Source organism: Geothrix sp. 21YS21S-2 (assembly GCF_030846775.1).
Lineage (GTDB): Bacteria > Acidobacteriota > Holophagae > Holophagales > Holophagaceae > Mesoterricola.
On record NZ_CP132910.1, the window covers coordinates 300,559 to 316,709 of the forward strand.

Genomic DNA, 16,151 nt, shown 5'->3' on the forward strand with positions numbered 1-16,151 from the left:
CTCAGGCCTTGAGGGCCGCTGTCAGCAGCGGCAGCACGGTGTAGAGGTCGCCCACGATGCCGTAGTCCGCGGCCTCGAAGATGGGCGCCCGCTCATCCTTGTTGATGGCGACGATGATCTTGGATTCCCGGCAGCCGACCATGTGCTGCACCTGCCCCGAGAGGCCGGCGGCCACGTAGAGCTCGGGCTTCACGGTCTGGCCGCTGATGCCGATGTAGCGCTCCACGGGGAGCCAGTGCTCGTCCTCGGCGATGCCGCGGGTGCAGGCCAGCTCGGCCTTGAGCGCCCCGGCCAGGTCCACGGCCAGGTCCAGGTCGGCCCGGGCGCCGAAGCCCCGGCCCACCGAGACCAGGCGCGTGGCGGCGCCGATGTCCACGCCCTCGCCGGCCACGGGGGTCGAGGAGAGCACTTCGACCCGGGCATCGGCGGCGACGTCGATCGTCTCCACCGCGGCCGCGGCCCCGGCTGGCGCCGGGGGCAGGAAGGTGCGCTGGGGGACGGTGGCGACGGCGGGAAGCGCCAGGGATTCCTCGCACACCGCCAGGCCCCCGTAGAGGATGCGGGTGGTCTCCAGCCGGCCGCCTTCGGCGCGCAGCGTCTTGGCGTCGGTGGTGAGCCCGGCCTTGAGGGCCGCGGCCACGTGCGCGGCGAGGTGCTTGCCGCGCAGGGTGCCGCCCACCAGGACGACGCCTGCCTGGGCCACCAGGGAGGCCACGGCCGGAGCCAGGGCCTCGGGGGTGCCGGCGCCCTTGAGGACGATGACGCGGTCGGCGCCGAGCCCGGCGAGCGCCTGCGCCTCGGCCGGAGACTGGGTGAGGGCCACGAGGGGCTGCCCCAGGGCCGCCTTCAGCTCCAGGCCGGGCGTCAGCAGCTGCCGCGCCAGCGCGGGATCTTCCGAGAAAACGAAAATTCCTGCCATGGGGGGCTCCTTACAGGCCTTCGGCTTTGAGGCTGGCGACGAGCTGGGCGACGTTGGCCGCCGCGTCGCTCTCTTTGTAGACGATGTTCCGGCGGTTCATCAGGAAGCCCTTGGGGGTCCTGCGAACGGCCCGGGGCGCCAGGTCCTCGGGGGCGAGGCCGAGGCTGGACATGGGCAGCTCCTCGCTGGGCTTCTTCGAGGCTCCCAGCACCTGCTTGAGGGAGGGGATGCGCGGCTTGTTCATCTCGCCGAGCACGCTCACCACCGCGGGGCCGGCGACCCGGACCTCCTCGGTGCAGTCGGGGAGCTTGCGGGTGGCCGTGAGCACCCCGTCCGCCCAGGTCATCTTCTGGACGAAGGTGACGCAGGGCAGGCCGAGCAGGGCCGCGAGGCGGGCCGGAGTCTGCTGGAAGAACATGTCGGAGCTGCCCTCGCCGCAGAGGATCAGGTCGTAGGGCCCGGTCCTGCGGATGGCGGCGGCCAGGACGTTGGCGACCACGAAGGCGTCGGCGCCCTCCGCCGAGGCGTCCCCGATCCAGTTGAGCTTGTTGGGCCCGCGGGAGAGGACGTCCTTCACGGACAGCTTGAGGGCCTGGGTGCCGTAGGACAGGGCGTCCACGTTGCCCCCCTGGGCCTCCACCAGGAGGCTGGCGGCCTCGATGGCGTTGCGGTCGAAATCGCTGATCTTGCCCTTGGCGCGGGAGGTGTCGAGGCTGAGGTCGTCGGGCCGGACCTTGATGTCCTGCTCGTCGAGGACCCACTTGTAGCAGACGAGAATGTTCGGCATGGCGTTGTCCTCAGGCCAGCAGGGCTGCGGCGATGGTCCCGTCGGGGAACTGGGCGGGGGCTTCCAGCAGGGTGGTGCCGGCGATGTCGCGGAAGAGGCGGGGCAGGGGCATGAACTCGGAGTACCCGAAGCCGCCTTCCACCTGGACGGTGTCGATCAGGAACCTGTTGCCGAAGCGCGCCAGGAAGGCCTTGACCATGGCGGCCTCGACCAGGAAGGGCTCGCCGGACTCGATGAGCCCGGCGGCGACCCGCAGGCCCAGGCGGGCCAGGTGGCAATCGGTGGCGGTCTCGGCCAGGAGGGTCTGGATGGCCTGGAGGGCCGCGATGGGCCGGCCGAACTGGACGCGGGTCTTGGCGTAGGCGGCGGCGTGCTCGACGGCGGCCTGGCCGATGCCCACGGTCTGGGCGGCCTCGGCCACGGAGGCCACGGCCAGCGTCTCTTCGACCAGGGCCTTGCCGTCGCTGAGCTTGCCCAGCAGGTCGGCGTCCTGGAGGATGACGTTGTCGAAGATCAGGTCGGCCACGGGGCAGCCCTTCAGGCCCATGGTCTCGGCCGGGACGCCCACGGCCAGGCCGGAGACGCCGGCGGGGACGATGAAGGCGGCCAGGCCCTTGGCTCCCGCGGCGGGATCGACGCAGGCCACGACCACGTGGACCTTGGCCACGCCCGCGTTGCGCACGAAGGCCTTGGTGCCCTTGAGCACCCATCCCTCGGGCTGGCGCGTGGCCATGAGGGCGTCGGGGCCCACGCCGGGGGTGGGGCCGTGCTCGTAGACGGCGAAGGCGCCCAGGGTCTCGCCCGAGGCCAGGGCGGGGAGGTAGGCGCGCTTCTGCGCGGCGTCGCCCCAGCGGTTGATGGCGTAGGCGGCCACCGCGTGGTTCACGAGGATGGAGGCCGTGGCCGCGCTGGTGCGCGACAGGGTCTCCACCACCTCCACGAAGCTCACGAAGCCGGCTTCGGCGCCGCCGTGCTCCCCCGGGAGGAAGAGGCCCAGGAAGTCATGGGCGGCCAGCTGCTTCACCGCGTCCGCGGGGAAGGCGCCGGTGTGGTCCATGTCGACGACGATGGGCTCGAGGTACTCCTTGGCGAACTCGCGGGCGCTCTGCCCGATCAGCTGCTGTTCTTCGGTCAGTTGGATGCTCATCAGTTGCCACCTTTCTGGGCCGCGGCGGGTTTGGGGGGCGTCAGGACGGCGCGGGAGATCACGAGGCGCTGGATCTGGTTCGTCCCTTCGTAGATCTGCATGATCTTGGCGTCGCGCATGAGCTTGGCGATCCCGGAGGTGTAGCCGTAGGCGCCCATGAGCTGCACTGCCTGGGCCGAGATGCGCATGGCCTTGTCCGCGCAGGAGGTCTTGGTCATGGCGGACTCCACGGAGAAGGGAAGGCCGGCGTCGCGCAGGTTCATGGTGTGGTGAAGCAGCTCGCGGGCTTCCTCGATCTCGATGCGCATGTCGGCCAGCTTGAACTGCAGGGTCTGGCCGGGCTGGACCTTGGGGTCGGGGAACTTCGCCTGCAGGTGCTTGACGCACTCGTCCAGGGTGCGCTGGGCGATGCCCAGGGCCAGGGCGGCGATGGCGGGACGGGCCAGGTCCAGGGTCTTCATGGCCACCTTCATGCCTTCGCCTTCCGCGCCCAGGAGGTTGGCGGCGGGGATGCGCACGTCCTTGAAGAGGAGCTCGACCGTGTTGGAGGAGCGGATGCCCAGCTTGTGGTCCACGGTGCCGATGGTGAAGCCCGGCAGGCCCTTCTCCACGATGAAGGCGGAGAGGCCCTTCATGCCCTTGGCGGGGTCGGTGAGGGCGTAGATCACGAACACGGTGGCGTAGCCGCCGTTGGTGATCCAGCACTTGCTGCCGTTGAGGACGTAGCTGTCGCCGTCCTTGATGGCGGTGGTCTTGCCGTTGCCGGCGTCGGAGCCGGCATTGGGCTCGGTGAGGCCGAAGGAGCCGATCTCGCCGCGCACCATGGGGTCGAAGAACCGCTTCTTCTGCTCCTCGTTGCCGGCCACCAGGACCGAGTCCATGGCCAGGACGCTGGCGGCGAGCGTGGTGCCCATGCCAGCGCAGCCGTAGCCCCAGGCTTCCAGGATCAGGGCCTGGGTATGGGCGTCGTAGTCCAGGCCGCCGAACGCCTTCGGCACGGCCATGGCGAAGATCTTGCTGTCGCGGGCCGACTCCAGGAGGTACGGGTGGAACTCGCCGGTCTTGTCGTACCTGGCGGCGTTGGGGATGATCTCCCTGGCGACGAAGGCTTTCGTCTCCTCGAGGATCTGGCGTTTCTCAGGGGTGAGGATGCTCATTCTGGATCCACCTTTCCTTTATGCGAAGGCCGGTTCCGGCCGGGTTTCGAGGTGCGCGCGCAGTCCGCCCCACGTTGCGTGGAAGAGCTCGGCTGGCATCAGCTTGAGATTGGGTGATACGTCGGGAGTAAAGTCCATCTGGCCGAGGATGTCCCGCTCCAGGTCCGCGCCCGGGGCGATCTCCGTGAGGGTGAGCACGCCGCCCACCAGTTCGAAGACGGCGCGCTCGGAGACGTAGAGCACGGACTGGCCCGTCGAGGCCGCGTAGGCGCCGCTGAAGGTCACCTGCTCCACGTCCCTCACGAACTTCCGGCTGCGGCCCTCCCGGTGGATCACGAGGCGGCCCGCGTCGACGCCCACCTCCAGGCCCCCGGCGGTGAAGCTGCTGCAGAAGACCACCTTCCGGGTCGCCTGGGAGATGTTGATGAACCCGCCGCAGCCCACGCAGCGCCCGCTGAACTTGCTGACGTTCACGTTGCCGTGGCGGTCCACTTCGCCTGCGCCCAGGAAGGCCTGGTCCAGGCCGCCGCCGTCGTACCAGTCGAACATCGCCTGGTGCTCGATGAAGACGTCGGCGTTGAAGGACATGGCGAAGTTCCGGCCGCCGGCGGGAACCCCGCCGATGGCGCCGAGTTCCGTGGTGAGGGTGAGCAGGTCGGAGGCGCCCTCCTGGGCGGCGACGATGGCCACGCCGTCGGGAACGCCGATGCCCAGGTTGACGACGGAGCCGGGAGTCAGCTCCATGGCCGCGCGGCGGGCGATGACGAGACGCTCGTCCGGGGGCAGCTCGGGGATGGCGTCCAGGGGGATCCGCAGGTCGCCGGAGAAGGCGGGGTTCCTGTAGGTGCCCGCGGACTGCCAGTGGTGCTCGGGTTGGGCCACCACGAGGTGGTCCACCAGCACCCCCGGCACGCGCACGCTCTTGGGGTGCAGGGTGCCACGGGGCACCACGCGCTCCACCTGGGCGATCACGATGCCGCCGCTGTTGCGGGCGGCCTGGGCCAGGGGCAGGGCCTCCATGAGGACGCCCTCGTCCTCCATGGTGAGGTTGCCGTCCTCGTCGGCGGTGGACGCGCGGATGATCGCCACGTCCACGGGGATGGAGGGGTAGAGCAGCCACTCCTCCCCCTCGAACCGGATGACCTTCACTCGGTCCCGGGTGGTGGCCTTGTTCATCTTCCCGCCCTCCAGGCGGGGATCCACGAACGTGCCCAGGCCGATCTTCGACACGACCCCCGGGTGGTGGGCGGCGACCTCCCGCCACAGCTGGCAGAGCACGCCCTGGGGCAGGCAGTGGCCCTCCATCTCGCCGTCGATGATCATGCGGGCCATGTCCGGGGAGAGGCCCGTGTGGCCCCCGATCCAGCGCCCGATGAGGCCCTTGTGGGCGAAGTGGTTCGTGCCCTTGTCCTTCCAGTTCCCGATGCCCGTCGAGTGGACCAGGGTGAGGTCCGCGGGGTGGCCGGAGGCCAGGAAGCTCGCCTCGATGCCCAGGGCCACCGCTTCGGGCCACCCCGACAGGGTGATCGCGCTGGCGCCCAGGGTCGCGCCATCGCGGATGAGCGCCGCCACTTGATCTGCCTGGATGACCTTGGTCATGGGATGGGTTCCTCGGGTCGGGTTTCGGGACAGGCCCCCGGCGGGCCCTTCACCGCCGGGAATCCCGGTCGCCGTAGGCCCTGAAGGGTGGGGCGGTGAGAAGCGGAGAAGTGAATCGGTTCTCACGGACTGCATGTTGAAGTTATATCCTGACCAATAGGTCCTCAAATACTTTGTTTCCATGAAACCAGACGCAAAACGTCTAAGACGTGCAACGTCTTATTTCAGTGCCGGGAGAACCACCCCGACCAGGGAAAGATCGGGCAGAATCCTTCCATGAACCTGCTGGCCGTTTCCGGAAGTCTCCGGGACCAATCGAGCAACACGCGCCTGCTGCGGGCCCTGGCCCTCCTGGCGCCGCCGGGCGTATCGCTGGCCTTCGGCCCGCCCCTGGACGGGCTCCCCTACTTCAACCCGGACGTGGAGGAGGCCGGCCTCCCCCCCGCCGTCCAGGCCTGGCGCGACCGTGTCGGCGCATGCGACGCGGTCGTCATCTGCAGCCCCGAATATGCCCACGGCGTCTCGGGGATGATGAAGAACGCCCTGGACTGGCTCGTGGGCGGGATCGAACTGACCGGCAAGCCCGTGGCCGCGGTGAACGCCCGCCCCGAGGCCACCCTGGCCCACGCCGCCCTGGCGGAGACCCTGCGGATCATGGGCGCCAACGTGATCCAGGCCGCGGTTCCCCTGACGGGCCGGAACCTGGACGCCGAGGGCATCGCCGCGGACCCCCAGCTTGCGGCGGCGCTGCGCCGAATCCTGTCCTCCCTGGCGGAGGCGCTGCGGTAGACTCCTTCTCCAACCCGAGGCCACCCATGGGCACCCTGTCGATCCAGAACGCCACGCGGAAACTTGCGAAATCGGTCGACTGGATCCGCAGGGACGGCCAGGAGTGGTCCTTCGTGGGCCTTTCCCTCGAATTCGAGGAGGCCGCGGTGCAGCGCCAGGTGGACGGGTTCTTCACGGACGAGAAGCTGTACCTGGTCTTCGGCGGGCGCGACTATGCCGAGGTGCCCCGGGCGCAGGCCGCGCACCTGGTGAAGGAGCTGCTGATGGTGCGGGAGGTCTCCCTCTGGGATACGGGCCTCCGGCGCACCCTTCAGTTCAACCGCATGGGCCTGTGCAAGGCGGGAACCGTCCGGTCATAGGGTCCGGGATTCCGGTTCCGGATGGAGCCTGAATTCGTAATGGACGAGGAACGTGGCAGGCACGGGCCTGCCCGCGCGGGTGGCGGGGGCGAAGCGGCATTCCGTGGCGGCCTCGAGGGCGGCCTTCTCCAGGATCCGGTTGGCCCCGGACGTGGTAAGCACGGTGGGGACGCCTTCCGGGCCCACCGTCAGCGTCACGTCCACGGGGCCCTGCAGTCCGGCCTTCCTGGCGAGGGCCGGGTAGTCGGGCTTGGGCAGCAGCAGGGCCTGGAGGGGCGTGGCCTTCGGGACCGCCTTGGCCGCGGGTTCGGGCGGCGGGGTGGCGACCCCTTCGATCCGCATGGGGCCGGCGCCGGCCCGCGGCCCGGGGGGCACCGCCCTGAAGGTGGGAACGGGTTCCATGGCCGCAGGCGTCCCGGTGGGAGCCACGGCGTCCGGGCGATCGTCATGGGGGATGGCCTGCCTCACCGGCAGCATCCCCAGGATGCCCACGCCGATGCCTCCGAGGAAGCCGCAGAACACGGCGGTCGTGAGGCTCCAGGCATGGGGCTGCCTGGAATCCGGCGTCGGGGAAGGGTTGCCTGCCTTGGATCGGTCGGGGGTCTCGCTGGGAAGGTTCGTCATGGCGACCTCCAGGAATGGAGGGAACAGGTGCGCGTCCACCTTGGGAATGCCGGCCCCGGTTCCCTGGGGTTTGAGACACGACGAACGATAGCCCGCCCGGGGCCGCTGGCAAGGCCGCGGGGCGGAAATTAACCTTGCGATGACAAACCCGGCGGCGCCTTCAATAAAGGAACATCGGCTTGCCTTCCACGTGGCGCACCTTGGGACGGTAGTTGTCCTTGTCGTACAGTTCCGCCACGTCCACGCGCTTGAGGCCCTGGGTCAGGGTGGACATGGGCACGCTGGTGTAGGTGCCGTTGCGCAGGGCCACCAGGCGGTTGCGCTCCCCGCTCCTGATGATGTTGATGGCGACGTTGGCGAAGTTCACGGCCACCATGAGGTCGAGGCTGTCCGGGGCGCCGCTGCGCATGAGGTAGGAGACCTGCTGGTTCAGCACGTCCTCGCCGGTGAGCTTCTTGAGGGCGTCGCCCAGGATGTTGCCGATGCCGCCGAGCTTCTTGTGCCCGTAGGCGTCGGCCTCGCCGAACTCCACCGGGATGCCGCCGATCATGTGGGCCCCCTCGCTCACGGTGATCATGGCGTAGTTGCTTGGGTTGCTCCGCTTGTCGGACATGATCTTCTCGGCCACCCGGACGGGGTCGAAGGGCACTTCGCTGATGAGGGCGCGGTCCACGCCGGCCAGGTAGGAGGCCAGGAGCGAGGTCTCGCCCGAATTCCGCCCGAAGAGCTCGACGATGGCGATGCGCTCGTGGGACCCCGCGGAGGTGCGCAGCTGGTGGATGAACTCCACGCTCCGCGTGACGGCGGTGGAGAAGCCGATGCAGTAGTCGGTCCCGTAGATGTCGTTGTCCATGGTCTTGGGGATGGCCACGCAGGGCACGCCCTCCTGGTGCATGCGCTCGCCGTAGCTCAGCGTGTCGTCCCCGCCGATGGGGATGAGGATGTCGATTCCCAGCTTCTCGATGACCTTGAGCACGTGGGGGGTGAAGTCGAAGGGGCCCTCCTGGTCGGGGGTCAGCGTGGGCCTGAGGAAGTCCGGGACGCGGCCCAGGCTCACCTTGCCGGGGTTGGTGCGGCTGGTGTGGAGGAAGGTGCCGCCGGTGCGGTCCACGGTGCGCGTGTTGAACTTGTCCAGCGGCAGGATGCACCTGGAATGGGTCTCGGGGTCGTCGAGGTTGTACTCCAGCAGGCCCGCCCAGCCCCGGCGGATGCCCACCACCTCGAAGCCCTCCTCGATGGCCCGGGCCACCAGCATCTTGATGCAGGGGTTGAGGCCAGGAACGTCGCCTCCGCCGGTAAGGACGCCGATTCGCATGTGTGCCTCCAGGAAAGGTGACGCGCCGTGTTTTTCTGAATGGTACCCCAACGGTCTCCGATGCGAACAAAAAGGCGGCCATTAATCCGGTAATGGATACACTGGACCCGCTCGGAGGTTCGCATGAGTCTCGCACGATCCAGGATCACGGCCCAGGGCCAGGTGTCCGTCCCTGCGGCCGTCATGAAGAAGTTCGGCATCGGTCCGGGCGACTACATCGACTGGGAGCTCAAGGACGGGAACCTCCAGGTGCGCCGGGTGGGCAAGTACACGCTGGGCGACGTGGCCACGGCCCTGGACCTCCAGGAGGGCGTGCTGCACAAGACCGGGCCCGAGCTCCTCGAGGGCGTCAAGGAACGCATGAGGAGGCGCCATGCGGTCCGCTGACGCTTCGCTGCTGGTGGGCAGCCTCGCCGGGAGCGGGGCCGCCCAGGCCTTCATCCGGGAGGAGGGGCCGGTGTGGGTCTCCCACCTGGTGCTGGCCGAGACGGTGCGCGCCCTGGAGGGCGTCCACGGCCGTCCCCGGCCCCGGATGGTCGAGGCCCTGGAGATGATCCTGGACAACAAGGACCTGGTGATGGAGGATCCCGCCGTGCCGCGCGCGGCCCTGGAAGGCTACCGGGGCGGCCTGGACTTCGAGGACGCCATGGCCCTGGAGACCGCGCGCAAGGCCGGGCATCTGCCCCTGGGCACGCTGCGGGAGGAACTGCGCGGTATTCCGGGGACGGTATTCCCTGGTGCATAATGAGCCCCATCGGAGATCCCCCATGCGCATCCGCACCCTAGCCTTCGCCCTCGCCGCCGTCGCGGCCCTGGCCGCAAACCCCAAGGTCAAGTTCACCACGACCCTCGGCAGCTTCACCCTGGAGCTGGATCCCGAGGCCGCCCCGAAGACCGTGGACAACTTCCTGGGCTACGTGAAGAGCGGCCACTACAAGGGCACCACCTTCCATCGCGTCATCGCCAAGTTCATGATCCAGGGCGGCGGCATGACCGCCGAAGGCGCCGAGAAGCCCACCAAGGCCCCCATCCAGAACGAGGCCAAGCTGGCCCAGGAGAAGGGCTGGCGCAACGTGCGCGGCACCGTGGCCATGGCCCGCACCGGCGCCCCCCACAGCGCCACCTCGCAGTTCTTCGTGAACACGGTGGACAACGCCTTCCTGGACTACCCCGGCCAGGACGGCTGGGGCTACTGCGTGTTCGGCAAGGTGGTGGAGGGGATGGAGACCGTGGACAGGATCCGGGAGGTGAAGACCCTCCCCGGCGACCGTCCCCAGACCCCCGTGGTCATCACGGGCGCGGTGCTGGAAGGCGCCCCGGCCCCCGTGAAGAAGAAGGCTTCGAAAAAGAAGTAGCCGGCCGGAGGCGGGCGAACGAGGATCCCTGGGACGGACTTCCGGCCCAGGGAGCGCCTCCGCTTGGTAACATGGCGGCATGGACGGATTCCTCGGGCTGGCAGGTGCGGGACTGGCGGCCGGGGCGATGAACGCCCTGGCGGGGGGCGGCTCCTTCGTGAGCCTGCCCGCCCTGATCGCGGCGGGCGTGCCTTCCGTCCAGGCGAACGTCACCAGCACCGTGGCCCTGTTCCCGGGGGGGCTGACGAGCGCCTGGGCCTACCGGGAGGGACTGGGCCCGGTGGGACCGGTTTCCCTGCGCCCCCTGATGGTGGTGACGCTCCTGGGGGGCATGGCCGGCGCGGGCCTGCTCCTCGTGACGCCTGCCGTGACCTTCGACCGGGTCCTGCCGTGGCTTCTCCTGGTGGCCTTCCTGGCCCTGGCCTTCGGGCGCTCCCTGGGTGAGCGGCTGCGCCGGCGTTGGCGGATCCGGCCCGCCCTGGTGCTGCCCGTCCAGTTCGCGCTGGGGATCTACGGCGGGTATTTCGGTGGGGCCGTGGGGATCATGATGATGGCCGTCTGGGGCCTTCTGGACGGCCGGGACTTCAAGAGCCTGAACGCCCCCCGCACCCTGCTGGTGAGCACGGCCAACCTCATGGCCGTGGCGATCTTCGCCTTCGCCCATGCGGTGCGCTGGCCCGAGGCCCTGGTGGTGCTCGCCGGCGCGGCCGCGGGAGGCTACGGGGGCGCGCAGCTGGGCCGCCGGACGCCGGCGCGCATCATCCGGGCCGTCACGCTCCTGGTGACGGCGGGCATCACGGCGGCGTTCTTTTTCCGGGCGTACCGCTGAGAGGGCCTGCCCTTCTGCTGACACATTCCGGGCCCTGGCGGCAAACCCAAGGAAAGGACCGGCCAAGCCTTATCCTGCCCTTTCCTCTCAATCCTGTTCATCCCGGTTTCAGCAGGGCTAGCCAGTCATGAGATGGCGCGCAAGGTACCTGCTTTCGCCGACCCATTCCTGCACTCGCCCTGCTGAACCGGGATGAATCGGATTTATGGGATGGATGGGGATCTTCTTGCCTTGAACGCCCCCTTCATCCTGGGTCCAGGAAGCCCGGGGTTTGCCGGCAGCCTTCAGTCCAGGTAAGTCCGGGCTCCAAGGTACCTGTCCCTGAAGTACGGATCCCCCAGCCGCTCCCGGGCGATGCGCCGCCCGCGGCCAGGGGCGTGGATGAAGACGCCGTCGCCCACGTAGATCCCCACGTGGGACACCTCGCTCCCGCCGCCCGTGGCGAAGAACACCAGGTCGCCGCGGGACGGCTTGTCCACCTTGGCCCCGGCCTCGAACTGGTCCCTGGAGTTCCGGGGCAGCTGAAGGCCGTTGAGGCGGTACACGGCCATGGCCAGACCGCTGCAGTCGAAGCCTCTGCCCGTGGTGCCGCCCCAAAGGTAGGGCACGCCCAGGTAGGTTTCCGCCGTGTCCACGAGGTTCGTGCGCAGGCCCGGCTCTCCCCGGGGCGCGGGCCGCGGCAGGGAGGGCTCCTCCGGCGCCACGAGGTAGAAGGCCTGGATCACGCCGGCGGCCTTGAGGGCCTCGGCCCGCAGCCGCGCGGCCTCCCGGGTGGGGAAGTCGCCGAAGCGCACCCGGTAGAGTCCCTTCTCCGCCGCGTAGTACACCGCGTCCAGTCCCTTGGCCTGGAGGGATTCCGCCAGCCGCGAGGCGTTCTCCACCTGCGCGAAGGCTCCGGCCTGGATGGTGAAGCCGACCCGGGCAAGGCGGGCCGGCTTGACGGGCGCGGGTCGTGGCGGCGCGGGGCGCGGCGGCACGGGGCGCGGCGCGGCACAGCCGGCCAGGAGCAGGCCGGCCAGCAGAATGGCGTAGACGCGACTCATGCGCTCCCCGGGGATGGAACGATTCTAGACTGCCCCGGGGGACCTTCAGTCCACCTTCTTCAGGGTCAAGGGGCCCGAGGCCACCGGCGAGGCCCAGGTGCCGGTGAGGGTCTTCCCGTCCTCCGCGACCTGGACCTCGAAGTCCATGGTCGACTCGGTCACCTGCAGCTTGGCGCCCTTGAACTTCGTCTTCTTGATGGTGTCCTCGAAGTCGCCCACTGCGGTGTCGAACCACTTGGTCACGCCCTTGAGGGCGGCCCCGGTGGCCGCTGTGATCTTCAGGGTCGCCTTGCCGCCGGCATCGGCGTAGGTCCAGCGGCCTTCCCAGGAGCCGACGAGCTTGGCTGCGAGGGCGGCCTCCGCGTCCTGGGCCGCCAGGGGAGCCGCGAAAACGCACATGGCAAGGATGGGAAGCCGGAAGGACTTCAGCATGGGTGCTCCTCAGAAGAAAAACGGATGATTGGTCGGTCACAATTGTAGCGATTTCAGCGAAATTGCAAACCGATTCCTCCAGGAGTCGTCGGCCGGCATGCCGCGTTCCCGGGCACCTGCGGGTGGGCGCTGTGGCCAGGCCCAGTCCCTTCGCGAGGCGGATCAGGCCCAGTTGAACTTCTTCACGGCGACGAGGAAGCACCCCGCGGTCCAGGCCGCCACGATGGCCAGGCCCGCGCCGTGGCCGTCGAGGCCGGCGCCGTCGTTGAAAACGGCGCGCAGGGCCTTGAGGTAGGGTGAGAGGGGCAGGGCGACGACGGACTGCTGCATCCAGCGCGGCGCGCTGTCGAGAGTGAAGTAGACGCCGGACAGGAACATCATGGGGAAGAAGAAGACGTTGGAGATGGCGGCGTAGCCCTCCGAGGTCTTCGCGAAGCCGGAGAGGGCGAAGCCCATGGCCATGAAGCACGCGGCGCCCAGGGCCATGATCAGGGCCAGCAGGAGGTAGCTGCCCTGGTTCGTGATGCCGAAACCGAAATGGCCCACCAGGAGCATGGCCCCGGCCTGCAGGAACGTGACCGTCAGGCGGTGCAGGATCTGGCCGGCCAGGAAGACCCACTTGGGAAGGGGCGTCACGGCGAGCCTGCGGAACTTGCCCTTCTCCCGGTACGACACGTTCACCATGCCCACGCTGAACAGGCCCATGCTCAGAAGGTTCATGCCCAGGAGCCCGGGCAGCAGGAAGGCCGCGTAGTTGGAGGCGTGGCCGCTGCCGGGGCTCTCCATGGCGACCGGGAGGAACCGGGGGGCGAGGCCGGCCTGGCCGATCTGCACGGAGAGGTTGGCCTGCTGGACGATCTGGGCCGTCATCTGGCCCTGGGCGGCGAGGTAGGTGTTCACCCGCAGCCGGCCCTCCTCCAGCTGGGCGGCGGTGTCGCCCTTCTTCCAGCGGGCCTGGGCCTCGGCCGCGGTGAGCTGCAGGGGCTTGACGGGCGTCCTCGCCAGGGCCTGCATCAGGTCCGGGGAGGCGGGACCGGCCACCACGAGGGTCAGGCTGGGCCCCGAACCGGAGCGGAAGATGGTGCCGAAGCCCACCAGCATGAGGATCGGGAAGGCGAAGGTCCAGAACAGGGCCACGCGGTCGCGGCCGTAGAGCTTCCATTCCATGAGGAATTGTCGGATGAGCAGCATGGTCAGTCCCTCAGGCTGCGGCCGGTGAGATGCAGGAAGACGTCTTCGAGGGTCGCCCTGCGCACGTGGATCTGCTGGTAGGGGACGCCCTCGGCGGCCTCGAGCAGGGACGGCAGCAGGGCCTTGGGATCCTGGGTGGGGATCTCCCAGAGGTCGGCGCGGCCGGTGACGGGCTGGCCCAGCGCCGCGGCGAAGGCGGAAGGGTCGGGGGCCCCGCCCTGGAAGGTGAGCTCGACCACGCTGGGGATCTCAAGCTGCTGGATGAGGCCCATGGGGGTGCCCGCGGTGAGCACGCGGCCGTGGTCCATGATGGCCAGCCGGTCGCAGAGCGCCTCGGCCTCGTCCATGTAGTGGGTGGTGAGGATGACGGTGCGGCCCTCGGCCTTGATGCGCCGCACCACGTCCCACAGGGAGCGCCGGGCCTGGGGGTCGAGGCCGGTGGTGGGCTCGTCCAGGAAGACCAGCTCCGGGTCGTTCACCAGGGCCAGCGCCAGGGCCAGGCGCTGCATCTGGCCGCCCGAGAGGGTCACGTGGTAGGCGTCGGCCTTGTCGGTGAGCTGCACCAGCTCCAGGAGATCGGCGGCGCTCCGGCTGCGGGGGTAGTAGCTGCCGTAGAGGTCGAGGGCCTCCCTGGGGGTGATCTTGTTGAAGAGGCTGGTGCTCTGGAGCTGCACGCCGATGCGGCTGCGGATGGCGCGGCCGTCGCCCCTCCAGTCCAGGCCGAGGATCTCGATGTCGCCGGAGTCGGCCGGGGTGAGGCCCTCGATCATCTCAAGGGTGGTGGTCTTGCCGGCGCCGTTGGGCCCCAGGAGGCCGAAGACCTCGCCCCGGGCCACCTCCAGGTCGAGGCCGTCCACGGCCAGGACCTTGGGATACTGCTTCCGGATGCCGCGCACGCGCAGCGCCATGTCGCTCATGCCTGCCTCCTCACACGGCCCACACGGTCCAGCCGGGCTGGTCCGCCAGTTTGCGCAAGGCGGCGTCCCGTTCCGGGATGCATGGATACCGCGCCGCCCAGCAGCTTCCGGAGCCGCACAGGAGCGGCTCGCCGCCGGTGTCCAGCAGGGCCGAGCGCACGTCGCTGAGTGCGGGGCAGGCATAGATGGCCGCGCCCGTGAGGTCGTTGCGCCAGGGCGGCGCCTCGCCCCCGCCCAGGCTCGGACAGGCCTGCGGGAAGGGGTAGCCCACCTGGGGCAGGGACTTGTAGACGCTGGGCGTGGCCACGTGGAGGCCGGGGTGCGCGATGAGGATGGGCTCCAGGGGCACGGGCCGCACGGGAAAGACCCGCTCCCCGCGCCCCAGGCCCAGCACGGTGCCGCCCAGGAGGAAGAGGGGCACGTCGCTGCCCAGTTCCGCGCCCAGGCGCAGCAGGAGGGCGCCGGGAAGGCGCAGGCCGAAAAGGGCGTCGCCCAGGCGCAGCGCGGCGGCGGCGTCGCTGGAGCCGCCCCCCAGGCCCGCTCCGGCGGGGATGCGCTTGAAGAGCCTGAGCCGCGCGGGGAGCTCCCGGCGCGCCTCCCGCTCAAGCAGCCTCCATGCCCGCACCACGAGGTTGCCTTCGTCGGCCCTGAGGCCCGCGGCCGTGGGCCCCTCGAGCTCCAGGGAGAAGGCGCCGGCGGGTTCCCCCTCCAGCGTGTCGGTGAGGCCCTCCACCCCCTCCAGGACGGTGGTGACCAGCTCCAGCTCGTGGAAGCCGTCCGGGAACCGCCCCAGGACGGCCAGGAAGCGGTTGAGCTTGGCGGGGGCCGGGATGATCAGAAGCCGTCCTCCAGTTCGAATTCGGGGTCGGGCATGCTGAGGATCCAGGGCCCGTCCTTGGTGATGGCCACGGCGTGCTCGAACTGCGCGGAGAGGCTGCCGTCGGCGGTGCGCACCGTCCAGCCGTCGGGCTCGACGAGGCACCGGTGGCTGCCGATGTTGAAGATGGGCTCGATGGTGATGGTCATGCCGGGCTCCATGCGGAAGCCGGTCCCGGGGCGCACGTCGGCGTACACCACCTGGGGGTCCTCGTGCAGGTCCCGGCCGATGCCGTGGCCGATGTACTCGCGCACGATGCTGTAGCCCAGGCCTTCGCCGAAGGTCTGTACGGCGGTGGCCATGTCGCCCAGGCGGTACCCGGCGCGGCAGAACTCGATGCCCTTGAACATGGCCAGCTGGTTGGACTGGAGCAGAAGCCGGGCCTGCTCGCTGATCCCGCCCACCCCCACCGACAGGCAGGTGTCGCCGTGGAACCCGTCCAGCTTGGCGCCGCAGTCGATGGCGATGATGTCCCCGTCCCTCAGGACGTAGCTGGTGGGGATCCCGTGGACCACCCGGTCGTTCACGGACGTGCACAGGGTGGCGGGGAAGCCGTGGTAGCCCTTGAAGTTGGGGACCCCGCCGTTCTTGCGGATGTAGGTCTCGGCCAGCTTGTCCAGTTCCAGGAGGGACACGCCGGGCTTGGCGGCCCGGGCGGCCACGCGCAGGGCATTGGCCGCCAATCGCCCGGCCTCCCTTAGCTTTTCCATCTCTTTTTTGCTTTTGTATCGAATCTGCTCGCGGATGGGCACCTTCGCCTCCAGTCCACAGTCTATCCGAAGGCGCTAGAATCCATGGAACAGGGAGCTGG

Annotated in this window: 19 protein-coding genes; 6 read left to right on the forward strand and 13 right to left on the reverse strand. The window is 69.5% G+C overall.

Annotated features, from left to right (window positions below):
- Nucleotide 1 precedes the first annotated feature (1 nt).
- The 5 genes from RAH40_RS01355 to RAH40_RS01375 are packed head-to-tail and all read right to left on the reverse strand — an operon-like array spanning nucleotide 2 to nucleotide 5,609.
- On the reverse strand, nucleotides 2-919 hold the full coding sequence (locus RAH40_RS01355; protein ID WP_306600250.1) for an electron transfer flavoprotein subunit alpha/FixB family protein: 918 nt from the start codon (nucleotides 917-919) through the stop codon (nucleotides 2-4).
- A 10-nt stretch (nucleotides 920-929) separates the two neighbouring features.
- Nucleotides 930-1,706 carry a hypothetical protein gene (locus tag RAH40_RS01360; protein ID WP_306600251.1) on the reverse strand — a complete coding sequence of 259 codons (777 nt, stop codon included), beginning with the start codon at nucleotides 1,704-1,706 and terminating at the stop codon, nucleotides 930-932.
- 10 nt (nucleotides 1,707-1,716) lie between these two features.
- Nucleotides 1,717-2,853, reverse strand: a complete 1,137-nt coding sequence (locus tag RAH40_RS01365) for an acyl-CoA dehydrogenase family protein (protein ID WP_306600252.1) — start codon at nucleotides 2,851-2,853, stop codon at nucleotides 1,717-1,719.
- Nucleotides 2,853-4,010, reverse strand: a complete 1,158-nt coding sequence (locus RAH40_RS01370; protein WP_306600253.1) for an acyl-CoA dehydrogenase family protein — start codon at nucleotides 4,008-4,010, stop codon at nucleotides 2,853-2,855. The genes RAH40_RS01365 and RAH40_RS01370 overlap by 1 nt, the downstream gene beginning before the upstream one ends.
- Nucleotides 4,011-4,028: 18 nt before the next feature.
- On the reverse strand, nucleotides 4,029-5,609 hold the full coding sequence (locus tag RAH40_RS01375) for an acyl CoA:acetate/3-ketoacid CoA transferase (protein WP_306600254.1): 1,581 nt from the start codon (nucleotides 5,607-5,609) through the stop codon (nucleotides 4,029-4,031).
- Nucleotides 5,610-5,885: 276 nt separating this feature from the next.
- Here RAH40_RS01375 and RAH40_RS01380 point away from each other — a divergent pair, with 276 nt between their 5' ends.
- Nucleotides 5,886-6,398, forward strand: coding sequence for an NADPH-dependent FMN reductase (locus tag RAH40_RS01380; RefSeq protein ID WP_306600255.1), 513 nt, complete (start codon nucleotides 5,886-5,888; stop codon nucleotides 6,396-6,398).
- Between the two features lie 26 nt (nucleotides 6,399-6,424).
- The gene (locus tag RAH40_RS01385) at nucleotides 6,425-6,757 is read left to right on the forward strand and encodes a hypothetical protein (RefSeq protein WP_306600256.1); all 333 of its coding nucleotides are present in this window, start codon (nucleotides 6,425-6,427) and stop codon (nucleotides 6,755-6,757) included.
- Here the strand turns inward: RAH40_RS01385 and RAH40_RS01390 are convergent.
- Nucleotides 6,752-7,381, reverse strand: coding sequence for an energy transducer TonB (locus RAH40_RS01390; protein WP_306600257.1), 630 nt, complete (start codon nucleotides 7,379-7,381; stop codon nucleotides 6,752-6,754). The genes RAH40_RS01385 and RAH40_RS01390 overlap by 6 nt on opposite strands.
- A gap of 160 nt (nucleotides 7,382-7,541) precedes the next feature.
- Nucleotides 7,542-8,696: a 6-phosphofructokinase gene (locus RAH40_RS01395; RefSeq protein ID WP_306600258.1), complete on the reverse strand. Its 1,155-nt coding sequence runs from the start codon at nucleotides 8,694-8,696 to the stop codon at nucleotides 7,542-7,544.
- A gap of 123 nt (nucleotides 8,697-8,819) precedes the next feature.
- Here RAH40_RS01395 and RAH40_RS01400 point away from each other — a divergent pair, with 123 nt between their 5' ends.
- From RAH40_RS01400 to RAH40_RS01415, 4 genes are all read left to right on the forward strand, one after another.
- Nucleotides 8,820-9,083: an AbrB/MazE/SpoVT family DNA-binding domain-containing protein gene (locus RAH40_RS01400; protein ID WP_306600260.1), complete on the forward strand. Its 264-nt coding sequence runs from the start codon at nucleotides 8,820-8,822 to the stop codon at nucleotides 9,081-9,083.
- The gene (locus tag RAH40_RS01405; RefSeq protein WP_306600261.1) at nucleotides 9,070-9,441 is read left to right on the forward strand and encodes a PIN domain-containing protein; all 372 of its coding nucleotides are present in this window, start codon (nucleotides 9,070-9,072) and stop codon (nucleotides 9,439-9,441) included. Before RAH40_RS01400 ends, RAH40_RS01405 begins: the two co-directional genes overlap by 14 nt.
- Before the next feature lie 22 nt (nucleotides 9,442-9,463).
- Entirely contained in the window at nucleotides 9,464-10,051 is a 588-nt protein-coding gene (locus RAH40_RS01410; RefSeq protein ID WP_306600262.1) for a peptidylprolyl isomerase, read from the forward strand.
- Between the two features lie 79 nt (nucleotides 10,052-10,130).
- On the forward strand, nucleotides 10,131-10,880 hold the full coding sequence (locus tag RAH40_RS01415) for a sulfite exporter TauE/SafE family protein (protein ID WP_306600263.1): 750 nt from the start codon (nucleotides 10,131-10,133) through the stop codon (nucleotides 10,878-10,880).
- A 284-nt stretch (nucleotides 10,881-11,164) separates the two neighbouring features.
- Here the strand turns inward: RAH40_RS01415 and RAH40_RS01420 are convergent, their stop codons facing one another.
- The 6 genes from RAH40_RS01420 to map form a co-directional block, all read right to left on the reverse strand.
- Nucleotides 11,165-11,923 (reverse strand): C40 family peptidase, encoded by a 759-nt coding sequence (locus RAH40_RS01420; protein ID WP_306600264.1) that lies wholly within the window; start codon nucleotides 11,921-11,923, stop codon nucleotides 11,165-11,167.
- 45 nt (nucleotides 11,924-11,968) lie between these two features.
- The gene (locus RAH40_RS01425; protein ID WP_306600265.1) at nucleotides 11,969-12,355 is read right to left on the reverse strand and encodes a hypothetical protein; all 387 of its coding nucleotides are present in this window, start codon (nucleotides 12,353-12,355) and stop codon (nucleotides 11,969-11,971) included.
- 162 nt (nucleotides 12,356-12,517) lie between these two features.
- Nucleotides 12,518-13,546: an ABC transporter permease gene (locus tag RAH40_RS01430; protein WP_306600266.1), complete on the reverse strand. Its 1,029-nt coding sequence runs from the start codon at nucleotides 13,544-13,546 to the stop codon at nucleotides 12,518-12,520.
- A 2-nt stretch (nucleotides 13,547-13,548) separates the two neighbouring features.
- Nucleotides 13,549-14,463 (reverse strand): ABC transporter ATP-binding protein, encoded by a 915-nt coding sequence (locus RAH40_RS01435; protein WP_306600267.1) that lies wholly within the window; start codon nucleotides 14,461-14,463, stop codon nucleotides 13,549-13,551.
- A 10-nt stretch (nucleotides 14,464-14,473) separates the two neighbouring features.
- Nucleotides 14,474-15,196, reverse strand: coding sequence for a 4-(cytidine 5'-diphospho)-2-C-methyl-D-erythritol kinase (locus RAH40_RS01440; protein WP_306600268.1), 723 nt, complete (start codon nucleotides 15,194-15,196; stop codon nucleotides 14,474-14,476).
- 101 nt (nucleotides 15,197-15,297) lie between these two features.
- The gene (map, locus tag RAH40_RS01445) at nucleotides 15,298-16,092 is read right to left on the reverse strand and encodes a type I methionyl aminopeptidase (RefSeq protein ID WP_306600269.1); all 795 of its coding nucleotides are present in this window, start codon (nucleotides 16,090-16,092) and stop codon (nucleotides 15,298-15,300) included.
- Nucleotides 16,093-16,151 lie beyond the last annotated feature (59 nt).

Bases quoted from the DNA above. Each gene is read 5' to 3' on its own strand.
- RAH40_RS01355 (WP_306600250.1), bottom strand. From the start codon at position 919: ATGGCAGGAATTTTCGTTTTCTCGGAAGATCCCGCGCTGGCGCGGCAG.
- RAH40_RS01360 (WP_306600251.1), bottom strand. From the start codon at position 1,706: ATGCCGAACATTCTCGTCTGCTACAAGTGGGTCCTCGACGAGCAGGAC.
- RAH40_RS01365 (WP_306600252.1), bottom strand. From the start codon at position 2,853: ATGAGCATCCAACTGACCGAAGAACAGCAGCTGATCGGGCAGAGCGCC.
- RAH40_RS01370 (WP_306600253.1), bottom strand. From the start codon at position 4,010: ATGAGCATCCTCACCCCTGAGAAACGCCAGATCCTCGAGGAGACGAAA.
- RAH40_RS01375 (WP_306600254.1), bottom strand. From the start codon at position 5,609: ATGACCAAGGTCATCCAGGCAGATCAAGTGGCGGCGCTCATCCGCGAT.
- RAH40_RS01380 (WP_306600255.1), top strand. From the start codon at position 5,886: ATGAACCTGCTGGCCGTTTCCGGAAGTCTCCGGGACCAATCGAGCAAC.
- RAH40_RS01385 (WP_306600256.1), top strand. From the start codon at position 6,425: ATGGGCACCCTGTCGATCCAGAACGCCACGCGGAAACTTGCGAAATCG.
- RAH40_RS01390 (WP_306600257.1), bottom strand. From the start codon at position 7,381: ATGACGAACCTTCCCAGCGAGACCCCCGACCGATCCAAGGCAGGCAAC.
- RAH40_RS01395 (WP_306600258.1), bottom strand. From the start codon at position 8,696: ATGCGAATCGGCGTCCTTACCGGCGGAGGCGACGTTCCTGGCCTCAAC.
- RAH40_RS01400 (WP_306600260.1), top strand. From the start codon at position 8,820: ATGAGTCTCGCACGATCCAGGATCACGGCCCAGGGCCAGGTGTCCGTC.
- RAH40_RS01405 (WP_306600261.1), top strand. From the start codon at position 9,070: ATGCGGTCCGCTGACGCTTCGCTGCTGGTGGGCAGCCTCGCCGGGAGC.
- RAH40_RS01410 (WP_306600262.1), top strand. From the start codon at position 9,464: ATGCGCATCCGCACCCTAGCCTTCGCCCTCGCCGCCGTCGCGGCCCTG.
- RAH40_RS01415 (WP_306600263.1), top strand. From the start codon at position 10,131: ATGGACGGATTCCTCGGGCTGGCAGGTGCGGGACTGGCGGCCGGGGCG.
- RAH40_RS01420 (WP_306600264.1), bottom strand. From the start codon at position 11,923: ATGAGTCGCGTCTACGCCATTCTGCTGGCCGGCCTGCTCCTGGCCGGC.
- RAH40_RS01425 (WP_306600265.1), bottom strand. From the start codon at position 12,355: ATGCTGAAGTCCTTCCGGCTTCCCATCCTTGCCATGTGCGTTTTCGCG.
- RAH40_RS01430 (WP_306600266.1), bottom strand. From the start codon at position 13,546: ATGCTGCTCATCCGACAATTCCTCATGGAATGGAAGCTCTACGGCCGC.
- RAH40_RS01435 (WP_306600267.1), bottom strand. From the start codon at position 14,463: ATGAGCGACATGGCGCTGCGCGTGCGCGGCATCCGGAAGCAGTATCCC.